10 protein-coding genes are annotated in these 13,441 nt (G+C 64.1%); 7 read left to right on the top strand and 3 right to left on the bottom strand.

Annotation, left to right across the window (positions count from 1 at the left end; genetic code table 11):
• Positions 1-27: 27 nt before the first annotated feature.
• Positions 28-903 carry an MBL fold metallo-hydrolase gene (locus KSS93_RS08610; RefSeq protein WP_217887919.1) on the bottom strand — a complete coding sequence of 292 codons (876 nt, stop codon included), beginning with the start codon at positions 901-903 and terminating at the stop codon, positions 28-30.
• 104 nt (positions 904-1,007) lie between these two features.
• Between KSS93_RS08610 and KSS93_RS08605 the strand changes: the two genes are divergently transcribed.
• Both KSS93_RS08605 and KSS93_RS08600 read left to right on the top strand, forming a co-directional pair.
• Positions 1,008-1,919 carry a LysR family transcriptional regulator gene (locus KSS93_RS08605; RefSeq protein WP_217887918.1) on the top strand — a complete coding sequence of 304 codons (912 nt, stop codon included), beginning with the start codon at positions 1,008-1,010 and terminating at the stop codon, positions 1,917-1,919.
• A gap of 82 nt (positions 1,920-2,001) precedes the next feature.
• Complete coding sequence (locus tag KSS93_RS08600; protein WP_217841999.1) at positions 2,002-2,175, top strand: hypothetical protein; 174 nt, start codon at positions 2,002-2,004, stop codon at positions 2,173-2,175.
• A gap of 9 nt (positions 2,176-2,184) precedes the next feature.
• Here the strand turns inward: KSS93_RS08600 and KSS93_RS08595 are convergent, their stop codons facing one another.
• Positions 2,185-3,054: an isocitrate lyase/PEP mutase family protein gene (locus tag KSS93_RS08595; protein ID WP_217841998.1), complete on the bottom strand. Its 870-nt coding sequence runs from the start codon at positions 3,052-3,054 to the stop codon at positions 2,185-2,187.
• 379 nt (positions 3,055-3,433) lie between these two features.
• On the opposite strand from KSS93_RS08595, the gene KSS93_RS08590 reads away from it, so the two are divergent.
• Positions 3,434-4,885: an MDR family MFS transporter gene (locus KSS93_RS08590; protein ID WP_217887917.1), complete on the top strand. Its 1,452-nt coding sequence runs from the start codon at positions 3,434-3,436 to the stop codon at positions 4,883-4,885.
• 282 nt (positions 4,886-5,167) lie between these two features.
• Here the strand turns inward: KSS93_RS08590 and ttgR are convergent, their stop codons facing one another.
• Positions 5,168-5,800 carry a TetR family transcriptional regulator gene (gene ttgR / locus KSS93_RS08585; protein ID WP_217841996.1) on the bottom strand — a complete coding sequence of 211 codons (633 nt, stop codon included), beginning with the start codon at positions 5,798-5,800 and terminating at the stop codon, positions 5,168-5,170.
• 260 nt (positions 5,801-6,060) lie between these two features.
• Between ttgR and ttgA the strand changes: the two genes are divergently transcribed.
• The 4 genes from ttgA to KSS93_RS08565 all read left to right on the top strand — a co-directional run bounded on the left by ttgA (position 6,061) and on the right by KSS93_RS08565 (position 13,401).
• Positions 6,061-7,215, top strand: a complete 1,155-nt coding sequence (gene ttgA, locus KSS93_RS08580; protein ID WP_217841995.1) for an efflux RND transporter periplasmic adaptor subunit — start codon at positions 6,061-6,063, stop codon at positions 7,213-7,215.
• Positions 7,216-7,218: 3 nt separating this feature from the next.
• On the top strand, positions 7,219-10,371 hold the full coding sequence (ttgB, locus tag KSS93_RS08575) for a multidrug efflux RND transporter permease subunit TtgB (protein WP_217887916.1): 3,153 nt from the start codon (positions 7,219-7,221) through the stop codon (positions 10,369-10,371).
• Positions 10,368-11,810: an AdeC/AdeK/OprM family multidrug efflux complex outer membrane factor gene (locus KSS93_RS08570; protein ID WP_217887915.1), complete on the top strand. Its 1,443-nt coding sequence runs from the start codon at positions 10,368-10,370 to the stop codon at positions 11,808-11,810. The genes ttgB and KSS93_RS08570 overlap by 4 nt, the downstream gene beginning before the upstream one ends.
• A gap of 337 nt (positions 11,811-12,147) precedes the next feature.
• Positions 12,148-13,401 (top strand): OprD family porin, encoded by a 1,254-nt coding sequence (locus KSS93_RS08565; protein WP_217887914.1) that lies wholly within the window; start codon positions 12,148-12,150, stop codon positions 13,399-13,401.
• The last annotated feature ends 40 nt before the right edge of the window (positions 13,402-13,441 follow it).

Here is a 13,441-nt window from a genome sequence, read left to right as displayed (position 1 = left end):
GGAAACACTCCAGTCAGGTTAAAGGGGTTACCACTTCATCTCGCCCTTGGCGACCTTGGCTCCCAGTTCCAGCGAGCTTTCATCGGCAAGGTGGGGGTAGCGCTGCTTCATCGCCTGCACCAGCGCAGCAGCATTGCTGGCCTTGGCGGCTTCGGCGTCGAAATCACGAATGTAGCCTGCGGTAAAGCGCACCGCCTGCAACGAGCGGCTGCTGTCACCCAGGTAGTGCCCCGGGATCACCGTGCGCGGGGCCAGGCGCTCGATACGCTCCAGCGTGCCCAGCCAGTCGGCATGGGACTTGGCGCCCTGGGTGTCGGCCATCCACACGTGGATATGCTCGGACACCACCACGCCACCGACCACCGCCTTGATCGACGGAATCCACACGAAACTGCGGTCTGGCTGCGGGCCGTCCAGGCCGATCACTTCCAGAGCCTGGCCCTCCAGCTCCAGGCGGTTACCTTCAAGCACCTGCGGCAGCACCAGCCTGGCTGGCTTGTCGGTGCCCATCTGCGGGCCCCAATAGGCAAGCTTGGCGTCCATGGTCTTGCGGATATGCGCAACGGTGGCGGCCGAGGCCACCACCCGGGCCTTGGGAAACGCCTGGGTCAGGGTGTCGAGGCCAAAGTAATAGTCCGGGTCGCCATGGCTGATGTAGATGGTGGTCAGTTGCTTGCCGGAGGCCCGCACGCGCTCGACCACCTGCGCAGCCTGGGCCTTGCCGAACTGGGCATCGACCAGGATGGCATCATGCTTGCCGCTGACGATCACCGAACTGACCGGAAAAATGGCTGCATCGCCTGGGTTGTACACATCGAGGGCCAGGGGTTCGGCGGCCAGCGCCGGGCCTGCCAGGGTGACGCAGGCCAGCAGCAGGCTACGTAAAGGCGTGAACAGGGACATCGGTGAATCCTGCGGCGAGGGAAGATGCAGCACAGCTTAGTTGCCCGATCCGGTACAAAAAATGCGATGCTGCAACATAGTTTGTTTCTGAAATCGGGCAAATAATGGACCGTCTCAACGCCATGCGCGTGTTCGTCACCGTCGTAGACCTGGGCAGCCAGTCTGCCGCCGCTGACCATCTGGAGCTTTCCAGGCCCGTGGTCTCGCGCTACCTGGCGGAGCTTGAGGAGTGGGTGGGTGCGCGCCTGATGCAACGCACCACGCGTAAGCTCAGCCTAACCGCCGCAGGCAGTGAGACGCTACCGCGCTGCCGGCAGATGCTGGAGCTGGCCGGCGACCTGCAGGAGGCCGTGCGCCAACCCGACGACGCCCCGCGCGGCGAGCTGCGCATCAGCGTCAGCACCTCGTTTGGCCAGGCCCAGTTGGTGGATGCACTGGCCGCTTATGTGAAGCGCTACCCGGGGGTGAAGGTGGAGCTGCAGATGCTCGACCGCACCGTCAACCTGGTGGACGAGCGCATCGACCTGGCCATTCGCACCAGCAACGACGTCGACCCCAACCTGATCGCCCGGCGCCTGTGCGTGTGCCGCTCGGTGATCTGCGCAAGCCCTGCTTATCTGAATGAACATGGCACGCCGCAGCGGGTAGAGGAGCTGAGCCTGCACAACTGCCTGACCCACGCCTACTTCGGCCACAGCCTGTGGCACTTCGAAGTGAATGGGGTTGAGCTTGCGGTGCCGGTGCAGGGCAACCTCAGCGCCAACGAGGCCCTGACCCTGCAAAAGGCGGCGCTGGCCGGCGTGGGTATCGCCATGCTGCCCAGCTACCAGGCAGCGCCGGCCATTCGCGACGGTGACCTGGTGCACCTGCTGCCCGAAGCCAAACCCAGGGAACTGATGCTGAACGCCGTTTACACCTCGCGCAAACACATGCCGGCGACCTTGCGCAGCATGGTGGATTTTCTCGCAGAACGGTTTGCCGGGGAGCCGGAGTGGGATCGGGGGTTGGTGGTGTAGCCGGCGATGAGGCCCGTGCAGTTCTGTCAGACGGGCCTATGCTTGAACGTATCACCTGTTGCAGCAACAGGAGGTCCGCACCATGAGCATCAAGTCCAGGCGTTGCGCCCTTGTCTTCGCCCTTGTCGCCGTCGCCGGCCTGTATGGCTCGGCCTGCTGGCGGGTCGAACTGCTGCGCAGCCAGCCCAACAGCGCCGCCAGTTGCGCGCAGGAGCACTGCGTGCCCCACACCGCCACCTTGAGCGCCGTCAGGTAACCTGCGCGGTTACTCCTCGACGCTCATGTATTCCTTGGCCCAGCGGATGTAATCCTCCGGCTGGGTGTAGGTGTGCGAGAGCTCGGTGGCGCTGAGGTTTTCCGACTTGTTCTGCTGGCCGCGCTGCAGGCGCAGGCAGTCGTAGGTAGCCTTGATCGCGGCAAAGTACGCGGCGTGGCCATCGACCACGATACGCACGCCCAGGCGCGCCAGGCGCTCGTCGTCGCGCAGGTTGGGGTTGGCGTAGGTGACCAGCATCAGCGGTACGCTCAGGTGTTCGGCAATCTGCTCCAACTGCTCGAAGTCCTTCACCCCCACCATGCAGATACCGTCGGCACCGGCCTTCTGGTAGCTCTGGGTGCGCACGATGATCTCTTCGGTGCTCAGCACCCCGGCGTTGGTCCGGGCGATGATGGCCAGGGCCGAGTCGACCCGGGCTTCGAGCGCAGCGCGGATCTTGCCCACGCCTTCTTCAACCGAAATCAGGTCGGTGGACTTGCGGCCGAACTGGGCCGGCAGCAGGGTATCTTCGATGGTCAGCGCAGCCACGCCGGCGCGCTCCAGCTCGATCACCGTGCGCATCACGTTCAGCGCGTTGCCGTAGCCATGGTCGGCATCGGCCAGCACCGGCAGTTGGGCAACCCGGCCGATGCGGGTGGCCTGCTCGACGAATTCGCTGAGGGTGATCAGCGCAAAATCGGGGGCGGCCAGCACCTGCAACGAGGCGACCGAGCCGCCGAGAATACCGACTTCAAAGCCCAGGTCCGAGGCGATGCGCGCGGACATGGGGTCGAACACCGACGCGGTGTGATAGCACGAACCTGAGGCAAGCAGCTCGCGGAAGGCAAAACGAAGATCGTGGTGGGAAGCCTTGGGCATGATCACTCCGCTTGTAATAAGAAATGTTGAACGGCTGACAACCGACCCCTGTATCGGGTCCACCTGAGTGTTACAACCGTCGCCATTTGGGCGGTCATGCTCGACATGCAGGTAGAGGAATAAAAGGTGTGGACATACAGCGACGCGAAACCCTGCGGCAAATTGTTGCACCAAGCTGGTGCAGGCCACGGGTTTCAGCCTCTGCAGCCTTCGCACGATATCACGCGGCCATGCAGCTAATGGTGAATGTGCTAATGCCGATCTTGCATAGGCGATGCACATAGTACATAGGAAGCTACCTAACTCAGGTTACAATCCGCCCATTGCAAACCAGTTGATCGCAGGGCATGCCTCGCGATTACGACCAAGAAGGTACCCCGTGACCGCCGCCCTGCCCCCCACCGTCCTGCGCAGCGTCCTGACCGCCCTGATGCTGGCGATCTTCCTCGGCGCCCTCGACCAGACCATCGTCGCCGTGTCGATGCCGGCCATCTCCGCCCAGTTCAACGATTTCGGCCTGCTGGCCTGGGTCATTTCCGGCTACATGGTGGCCATGACCATCGCCGTGCCGATCTACGGCAAGCTGGGCGACCTGTACGGGCGTCGGCGCATGATCCTCACCGGCACCGCGCTGTTCACCCTGGCCTCGGTGGCCTGCGCCCTGGCCCAGGACATGCCGCAACTGGTGCTGGCGCGGGTGCTGCAGGGCATCGGTGCCGGCGGCATGGTGTCGGTCAGCCAGGCGATCATCGGCGACTTCGTGCCACCGCGCGAACGCGGCCGCTATCAGGGCTACTTCAGCAGTATGTATGCCCTGGCCAGCGTCGCCGGGCCGGTACTGGGTGGCTGGTTGACCGAGTATCTGTCGTGGCGCTGGGTGTTCTGGATCAACCTGCCGCTGGGGCTGGTGGCGCTTTGGGTGATCCACCGGGCGCTGGACGGGCTGGCGGTGAGCCGGCGCCAGGCGCAGGTGGATTACCTCGGCGCGGTGCTGATGATCATCGGCCTGGGCAGCCTGCTGCTGGGCATCACGCTGGTGGGCCAGGGGCACGCCTGGCTGTCGCAGCCGGTGCTGCTATTGATGGGTTGTGCGCTGCTCGGGCTGCTGGTGTTCGTCGCCCACGAGCGCCGTTGCCACGAGCCGCTGCTGCCCATGAGCCTGTTCGGCAACCGGGTGGCGGTGCTGTGCTGGTGCGTGATCTTCTTTGCAAGCTTTCAGTCCATCTCGCTGACCATGCTGATGCCGCTGCGCTACCAGGGCATCACTGGTGCCGGCGCCGACAGCGCGGCGCTGCACCTGCTGCCGCTGGCCATGGGCCTGCCCTTGGGCGCCTTCACCGGCGGGCGCATGACCAGCCGCACCGGGCGCTACAAACCGCAGATACTTGCAGGCGCCGTGCTGATGCCGCTGGCCATCGCAGCCATGGCCCTGACACCACCGCAAGCGGGGCTGCTCAGTGCGCTGTTCATGCTGCTGACCGGCATTGCCTGCGGGCTGCAGTTCCCCACCTCGCTGGTGGGCACCCAAAGCGCGGTGCAAGCGAAGGATATCGGCGTGGCCACCAGCACCACCAACCTGTTCCGCTCGCTGGGCGGGGCAATGGGGGTGGCGTGCATGTCCAGCCTGCTGCTGGCGTTTCTGCAGATGGGCGGGTTCGAGATGGTCGGCAACCCGTTGCTGGGCAGCCTCAAAGCCGGCGAAGCAGACCTTGTGACCCAGGCACGCTTGCTGGAGACCTTCAGGCACCTGCTGCTGGGCAGCGCCGGGGTGGCGGTGCTGGGGTTGCTGGCGGCGCTGGCGTTGCCAGACAGGCAATTGCGCGGGCGCTGAGAATTGAGGGAGCCTTTCGCAGGTGCCCGTGATCGTGGGAAGCGGCCTTGTGTCGCGATTGGGCTGCACAGCAGCCCCGGCGATTATTCATGAGGTCGAGATCCTGGGGCTGCCCTGCAGCCCAATCGCGACACAAGGCCGCTTCCCACATGGATTGCATGAGCTTCAGGCTCGTGCCGTACCTGTAGCAGCCGGCTTGCCGGCGATGAGGCCGGTACAGAGGTTGTTAATCCCCGCTTAATAGACAGTGGGCAACACTTCCTCACAATCCTTCACAAAGTGTCATTTGCGCAGCCCGGGGCTCAAGCGCAGCATATCCAGCCCGGTGTCGACCCACTTCTCGGCATCGCGCAGCAAATCGAAACTGTCCGGCAGCAGCAACCAGCGCCCGATCAGGCCGTCGACGTAGGCGAACATCGCCACCGCGGCCCGCTCGCAGTCGAGGTCTGCCGGCAACTGTTCGCGGCGCACCGCGTTGGTCAGGGCCAGGGCGATGCCCTCGTGGCAATCCAGCACAGCGCTTTGGCGCTGCTGGCGAATCTCACACATGTCATCGGTGAACTCGCACTTGTGATGCAGGATTTCATTGATACGCCGGGTCCGGGCGTCGAGCACCAGCTCGTTGAACACTTGCAGCAGCAGCTTGCGCATGCAGCCGAGCGGGTCCAGCTCGTCTTCGCTTTCACTGGCCCGCGCCAGATGGTCATGGGTTTCGTGCAGGCTGTCGAGCAGCGCCTGCACCAGGTCAGCCTTGTTGCTGAAGTGCCAGTAGATCGCACCGCGAGTCACCCCCGCGAGCTCGGCGATATCGGCCAGGGTGGTGCGCGCAACCCCACGTTTATAGAAGGCCCTTTCCGCAGCCTCGATGATCTGGGCGCGGGTTTCCTGGGCTTCTTCTTTGGTTCGACGGACCATGGCAGCACAACCTCATCAGGCCGCCCGACGCTCATGCCGGGCGGGCGGATTTCAGGCCGGGGACGCCTCTTTCAGGGCATCTCCCGGTAACAATTGATTACTAGGAGGCGGTCTTCCCGAACCCGCCTGCGGTATTTACAAACAACCATGAATGTAAGTATATTCCTTAGCAAGCTATTTATCCACTCGATAGCATTCTTCTGACCAAACACTTCCACTATATTCTTGAGCTCCCCCGCTCCAGCGACCCGAGGATCCTCATGCAATTCAAGCCAGCTGTTACCGCTCTGGTTTCCGCCGTCGCCCTGGCAACTCTGCTCAGCGGCTGTAAGAAAGAAGAAGCCCCGCCTGCAGCGCAGGCTCCTCAGGTCGGCGTCGTCACCCTGCAACCGCAAGCCTTCACCCTGACCTCGGAACTGCCGGGGCGCACCACCGCCTACCGCGTGGCCGAGGTTCGCCCGCAGGTCAACGGCATCATTCTCAAGCGCCTGTTCAAAGAGGGCACCGAGGTCAAGGAAGGGCAGCAGCTCTACCAGATCGACCCGGCCGTCTACGAGGCAACGCTGGCCAACGCCCAGGCCAACCTGCAGGCAACCCGTTCGCTGGCCGAGCGCTACAAGCAACTGATCGACGAGCAAGCCGTCTCCAAGCAGGAGTACGACGATGCCAACGCCAAACGATTGCAAGCCGAAGCTTCGCTCAAGAGCGCGCAGATCGACCTGCGCTACACCAAGGTGCTGGCCCCGATCAGCGGCCGCATCGGCCGTTCTTCGTTCACCGAGGGTGCCCTGGTGAGCAACGGCCAGACCAACGCCATGGCCACCATCCAGCAGCTCGACCCGATCTACGTCGACGTCACCCAGTCCACCGCAGAATTGCTCAAGCTGCGCCGTGACCTGGAAAGCGGCCAACTGCAAAAGGCTGGCGACAACGCAGCGCAAGTGCAACTGGTGCTGGAAGACGGCAGCCTGTTCAAGCAACAGGGCCGCCTGGAGTTCTCCGAAGTGGCGGTGGACGAAACCACCGGTTCCGTCACCCTGCGCGCGATCTTCCCCAACCCCGACCACACCCTGCTGCCAGGCATGTTCGTCCACGCCCGCCTGAAAGCCGGTGTCAACGCCAACGCCATCCTGGCCCCGCAACAGGGCGTTACCCGCGACCTCAAAGGCGCGCCGACCGCCCTGGTGGTCAACAAGGATAACAAGGTCGAACTGCGCCAGCTCAAGGCCAGCCGTACCCTGGGCAGCGACTGGCTGATCGAGGAAGGCCTGAACCCGGGTGACCGCCTGATCACCGAAGGCCTGCAGTACGTGCGCCCGGGCGCCGAGGTCAAGGTCAGCGAAGCCACCAACGTCAAGAAGCCGGGCAGCCCTGATCAGGCCAGCGCAGCGAAAGCAGACGCCAAAGCGGAGTAAACCATGTCGAAGTTCTTTATCGATCGCCCGATCTTCGCCTGGGTGATCGCACTGGTGATCATGCTGGTCGGCGCCTTGTCGATCCTGAAGCTGCCGATCAACCAGTACCCCAGCATCGCGCCGCCGGCCATCGCCATCGCCGTGACCTACCCGGGCGCCTCGGCGCAAACCGTGCAGGACACCGTGGTGCAGGTCATCGAGCAGCAGCTCAACGGTATCGACAACCTGCGTTACGTGTCGTCCGAGAGCAACTCCGACGGCAGCATGACCATCACCGCCACCTTCGAGCAGGGTACCAACGCCGACACCGCCCAGGTGCAGGTGCAGAACAAGCTCAACCTGGCCACCCCGCTGCTGCCGCAAGAAGTGCAGCAGCAGGGTATCCGCGTTACCAAGGCCGTGAAGAACTTCCTGCTGGTGATCGGCCTGGTGTCCGAAGACGGCAGCATGACCAAGGACGACCTGGCCAACTACATCGTCTCCAACATGCAGGACCCGATCTCGCGTACCGCGGGCGTGGGTGACTTCCAGGTGTTCGGTGCCCAGTACGCCATGCGTATCTGGCTGGATCCGGCCAAGCTCAACAAGTTCCAGCTGACCCCGGTAGACGTAAAAACCGCCGTGGCCGCGCAGAACGTGCAGGTATCCTCCGGCCAGCTCGGCGGCCTGCCTGCCATGCCCGGCACCCAGCTCAACGCCACCATCATCGGCAAGACCCGCCTGCAAACCGCCGAGCAGTTCCAGAAGATCCTGCTCAAGGTCAACAGCGACGGCTCCCAGGTGCGCCTGGGTGACGTTGCCCAGGTCGGCCTGGGTGGCGAAAACTACTCTGTCAGCGCCCAGTTCAACGGCAAGCCGGCCTCCGGCCTTGCGGTAAAACTGGCCACCGGCGCCAACGCCCTGGACACCGCCAAGGCCCTGCGCAAGACCATCAGCGACCTGGAACCCTTCTTCCCGCCAGGGGTGAAAGCGGTATTCCCGTATGACACCACCCCAGTGGTCACCGAGTCGATCAGCGGGGTAATCCACACCCTGATCGAGGCCGTGGTACTGGTGTTCCTGGTGATGTACCTGTTCCTGCAGAACTTCCGCGCCACCATCATCACCACCATGACCGTACCGGTGGTGTTGCTGGGTACCTTCGGCATCCTTGCCGCCGCCGGCTTCAGCATCAACACCCTGACCATGTTCGCCATGGTGCTGGCAATCGGCTTGCTGGTGGACGATGCCATCGTCGTGGTGGAGAACGTCGAGCGGGTGATGTCCGAGGAGGGGCTACCGCCCAAGGAGGCCACCAAGCGCTCCATGGGCCAGATCCAGGGAGCCCTGGTAGGTATCGCCCTGGTGCTTTCGGCAGTATTGCTGCCGATGGCCTTCTTCGGCGGCTCCACCGGTGTGATCTACCGCCAGTTCTCGATCACCATCGTCTCGGCCATGGGCCTGTCGGTACTGGTCGCGCTGATCTTCACCCCGGCGCTGTGCGCCACCATGCTCAAGCCGTTGAAAAAGGGCGAGCACCATGTGGCCAAGGGCGGCTTCTTCGGCTGGTTCAACCGCAACTTCGACAAAGGCGTGCAAGGTTACGAGCGCAGCGTCGGCGCCATCTTGCGCAACAAGGTGCCGTTCCTGCTGGCCTACGCGCTGATCGTGGTCGGCATGATCTGGCTGTTCGCCCGCATTCCCACTGCGTTCCTGCCTGAAGAAGACCAGGGCGTACTGTTCGCCCAGGTACAGACCCCGGCCGGTTCCAGTGCCGAGCGCACCCAGGTGGTGGTCGACCAGATGCGCGAGTATCTGCTCAAGGAAGAGTCCGACACCGTGGCCTCGGTGTTCACCGTCAACGGCTTCAACTTCGCCGGCCGCGGCCAGAGCTCGGGCATGGCCTTCATCATGCTCAAGCCGTGGGGTGAGCGCTCCAAGGAGAACAGCGTGTTCGCCCTGGCGCAGCGCGCCCAGCAGCACTTCTTCACCTTCCGCGACGCCATGGTGTTCGCCTTCGCCCCGCCTGCGGTACTGGAGCTGGGTAACGCCACCGGCTTCGACGTGTTCCTGCAGGACCGCGGCGGTGTCGGCCACGCCAAACTGATGGAGGCGCGCAACCAGTTCCTCGGGCTGGCCGCGCAAAGCAAGATCCTCAGCGCCGTGCGCCCGAACGGCCTGAACGACGAGCCGCAGTACCAGCTGACCATCGATGACGAACGTGCCAGCGCCCTGGGCGTGACCATCGCCGACATCAACAACACCCTGTCGATCGCCCTGGGTGCCAGCTACGTCAACGACTTCATCGACCGTGGCCGGGTCAAGAAGGTGTACATCCAGGGGCAGCCCAACTCGCGGATGAGCCCCGAAGACCTGCAGAAGTGGTACGTGCGTAATGGCGTCGGCGAAATGGTGCCGTTCTCCTCGTTCGCCAAGGGTGAATGGACTTACGGCTCGCCAAAGCTTTCGCGCTACAACGGCGTCGAGGCAATGGAAATCCTCGGTGCGCCAGCCCCGGGCTACAGTACCGGTGAAGCCATGGCCGAGGTCGAGCGTATCGTCGGCGAACTGCCTGCGGGCATCGGCTACTCCTGGACCGGCATGTCCTACGAGGAAAAACTCTCCGGCTCGCAAATGCCGGCGCTGTTCGCCCTCTCGGTACTGTTCGTGTTCCTGTGCCTGGCAGCGCTGTACGAAAGCTGGTCGATCCCGATCGCGGTCGTGCTGGTAGTACCGCTGGGTATCATCGGTGCACTGCTCGCCACCAGCCTGCGCGGGCTGTCCAACGACGTGTACTTCCTGGTCGGCTTGCTCACCACCATCGGTCTGGCGGCGAAAAACGCCATCCTGATCGTCGAGTTCGCCAAAGAGCTGCACGAACAGGGCCGCAGCCTGTACGACGCGGCCATCGAGGCCTGCCGCATGCGTCTGCGCCCGATCATCATGACCTCCCTGGCGTTCATCCTCGGCGTGGTACCGTTGACCATCGCCAACGGCGCCGGTGCCGGTAGCCAGCACGCCATCGGTACCGGCGTGATCGGCGGCATGATCAGCGCCACCGTACTTGCCATCTTCTGGGTACCGCTGTTCTTCGTCGCCGTGTCGTCGCTGTTCGGCAGCAAAGAGCACGAACCGAAAGAAACTCCTGAAACTCCACGTTATGAGGCTGGGCAATGACCAAGTCTTTGTTGTCCCTGGCGGTTACCGCCTTCATTCTCGGCGGTTGCTCGCTAATCCCCGACTACCAGGCGCCCGAAGCGCCGGTGGCTGCGCAGTGGCCGCAGGGCCCTGCGTACTCGCCGACCGAGTCGGCCAACGTCGCCGCCGCCGAGCAGGGCTGGCGCCAGTTCTTCCACGACCCGGCGCTGCAGCAGCTGATCCAGAGCTCGCTGGAGAACAACCGCGACCTGCGCGTGGCAGCGTTGAACATCGACGCCTACCGCGCCCAGTACCGCATCCAGCGCGCCGACCTGTACCCGGCGGTTTCGGCCACCGGCAGCGGCAGCCGCCAGCGGGTGCCGGCCGACCTGTCGCAAACCGGCGAAGCCAACATCACCAGCCAGTACTCGGCCACCCTGGGCGTCAGCGCCTATGAGCTGGACCTGTTCGGCCGGGTGCGCAGCCTCACCCAGCAAGCCCTGGAAACCTACCTGTCCAGCGAGCAGGCGCGTCGCTCCACGCAAATCAGCCTGGTGGCCAGCGTGGCCAACGCCTACTACACCTGGCAGGCCGACCAGGCGCTGCTGAAGCTGACCGAAGACACGCTGAAGACCTACGAAGAAAGCTACAACCTCACCCGCCGCAGCAACGAGGTGGGCGTAGCGTCGGCCCTGGACCTGAGCCAGGCCCGCACTGCCGTAGAAGGCGCGCGGGTCAAGCTGTCGCAGTACCAGCGCCTGGTCGCCCAGGACCTGAACAGCCTGACCGTGCTGGTGGGTACCGGCGTCGGCAACCTGCCGGCACCGCTCAAGCTCGACGCCGACCAACTGGCAGAAGTGCCGGCGGGCCTGCCGTCCGAGCTGCTGCAACGCCGCCCGGACATCCAGGAAGCCGAGCACCTGCTCAAGGCCGCCAACGCCAACATCGGCGCCGCCCGCGCAGCGTTCTTCCCGAGCATCAGCCTGACCGCCAATGCCGGCACCTTGAGCCCGACCATGGGCGGGCTGTTCAAGGGCGGTTCGGGCACCTGGCTGTTCCAGCCGCAGATCAACCTGCCGATCTTCAACGCCGGCAGCCTGAAGGCCAGCCTGGATTACTCGAAAATCCAGAAGGACATCAACGTCGCCAAGTACGAAAAGACCATCCAGACCGCCTTCCAGGAAGTCGCCGATGGCCTGGCCGCACGCAAGACGTTCGAAGAGCAGTTGCAGGCCCAGCGCGACCTGGTGGCCGCCAACCAGGACTACTACCGCCTGGCCGAGCGCCGCTACCGCATCGGTATCGACAGCAACCTGACCTTCCTCGACGCCCAGCGCAACCTGTTCAGCGCCCAGCAGTCGCTGATCAGCGACCGCCTGTCGCAGCTGGTCAGCGAGGTCAACCTGTACAAGGCCCTCGGCGGCGGCTGGTACGAGCAGACCCAGCAGCAGGCGTCGGTGCAAGCCCCGCAAGGCTGACCGCAGCGCCGGTAACATCGAGCCCACCCTAGCGGTGGGCTTTTTTGTACCGCAGGCCAAGCCTCTTCGCGGGCAAGCCCGCTCCCACAGGTACACCGCAATCCTGTGGGAGCGGGCTTGCCCGCGAAGAGGCCTCCCCAGGCAGTACAAAACTAACTACCTCGAACATTACGTTCGATAATCGCCCCATTCCGCTTGCGACGAATTGCCTCGCCCCCGCCCTGCCCCGCACCATCGCCCACGCAACGTTGCACAAGTTCTCACAAAAAGCGCCCTGCCCCTGCGGCCCGCACCCGCAGCGCACCGGCTCGCCCAATAAAAACAAGAGTCCGCACCCATGAGCACTTTGCACCCCGCACGCCAACTGCTGCCCGGCCTGTTGGCCATGTCCTGCGCCCTGCCCGCCCTGGCCGCCGAAAGCGGTTTCTTCGAGGACGCCAAGGCCAGCGTCAACCTGCGCAACTTCTACATCAACCGCAACTTCGTCGACCCGGCCAACCCCCAGGGCAAGGCCGAAGAGTGGACCCAAAGCTTCATCCTCGACGCCCGCTCCGGCTTCACCCAAGGCACCGTCGGCTTTGGCGTGGATGTACTGGGCCTGTACTCGATCAAGCTCGACGGCGGCAAAGGCACGGCCGGCACCCACCTGCTGCCGGTGCACGACGACGGCCGCCCGGCCGACGACTTCGGCCGCCTGGGCGTGGCCTTCAAGACGCGCCTGTCGCAAACCGAACTGAAAATCGGCGAATGGATGCCGGTGCTGCCCATCCTGCGCTCGGACGATGGCCGCTCGCTGCCGCAGACCTTCCGTGGTGGCCAGCTCACCTCCAAAGAGATCGACGGCCTGACCGTGTATGCCGGCCAGTTCCGCGGCAACAGCCCGCGCAACGACGCCAGCATGGAAGACATGTTCATGCAGGGCCGCGCCGGTATCACCTCAGACCGCTTCAACTTCGCCGGCGGCGAGTACACCTTCAACGACAAGCGCACCATGGTCGGCCTGTGGGATGCGCAACTCAAAGACATCTACCGCCAGCAGTACCTCAACCTTGTGCACAGCCAGCCGCTCGGCGACTGGACCCTGGGCGCCAACCTTGGCTATTTCATCGGCAAGGAAGACGGCAGCGAACGCGCAGGCGAGCTGGACAACCGCACCGCCTCGGCGATGCTCTCGGCGCGCTACCAGGGCCACACCTTCTACGTGGGCTTGCAGAAGGTCAGCGGCGATAACGCCTGGATGCGGGTCAACGGCACCAGCGGCGGCACCCTGGCCAACGACAGCTACAACGCCAGCTTCGACAACGCCAAGGAACGCTCCTGGCAAGTTCGCCACGATTTCAACTTCGTCACTGTCGGCATTCCCGGGCTGACCCTGATGAACCGCTACATCAAGGGCGACAACGTGCACACCAGCGCGGTGAATGACGGCAAGGAATGGGCGCGGGAGACCGAACTTGCCTACGTGGTGCAGTCGGGGACTTTCAAGGACCTGTCGCTGAAATGGCGCAACTCGACCATGCGCCGGGACTTCAGCACCAATGCGTTCGACGAGAACCGGGTGATCGTGAGTTATCCGCTGAACCTGCTCTAGCAGGCCCGGCCTCTTCGCGGGCAAGCCCGCTCCCACAGGG

It is taken from the genome of Pseudomonas xanthosomatis (assembly GCF_019139835.1).
Lineage (GTDB): Bacteria > Pseudomonadota > Gammaproteobacteria > Pseudomonadales > Pseudomonadaceae > Aquipseudomonas > Aquipseudomonas fakonensis.
The sequence above is the reverse complement of the archived record's forward strand: the minus strand, read 5'-3'. Positions and strand labels throughout refer to the sequence as shown.

What these genes read in the sequence shown, in the direction of transcription:
- KSS93_RS08610 (WP_217887919.1), bottom strand. Translation starts at nt 903, where the DNA reads ATGTCCCTGTTCACGCCTTTACGTAGCCTGCTGCTGGCCTGCGTCACC.
- KSS93_RS08605 (WP_217887918.1), top strand. Translation starts at nt 1,008, where the DNA reads ATGGACCGTCTCAACGCCATGCGCGTGTTCGTCACCGTCGTAGACCTG.
- KSS93_RS08600 (WP_217841999.1), top strand. Translation starts at nt 2,002, where the DNA reads ATGAGCATCAAGTCCAGGCGTTGCGCCCTTGTCTTCGCCCTTGTCGCC.
- KSS93_RS08595 (WP_217841998.1), bottom strand. Translation starts at nt 3,054, where the DNA reads ATGCCCAAGGCTTCCCACCACGATCTTCGTTTTGCCTTCCGCGAGCTG.
- ttgR (WP_217841996.1), bottom strand. Translation starts at nt 5,800, where the DNA reads ATGGTCCGTCGAACCAAAGAAGAAGCCCAGGAAACCCGCGCCCAGATC.
- ttgA (WP_217841995.1), top strand. Translation starts at nt 6,061, where the DNA reads ATGCAATTCAAGCCAGCTGTTACCGCTCTGGTTTCCGCCGTCGCCCTG.
- ttgB (WP_217887916.1), top strand. Translation starts at nt 7,219, where the DNA reads ATGTCGAAGTTCTTTATCGATCGCCCGATCTTCGCCTGGGTGATCGCA.
- KSS93_RS08570 (WP_217887915.1), top strand. Translation starts at nt 10,368, where the DNA reads ATGACCAAGTCTTTGTTGTCCCTGGCGGTTACCGCCTTCATTCTCGGC.
- KSS93_RS08565 (WP_217887914.1), top strand. Translation starts at nt 12,148, where the DNA reads ATGAGCACTTTGCACCCCGCACGCCAACTGCTGCCCGGCCTGTTGGCC.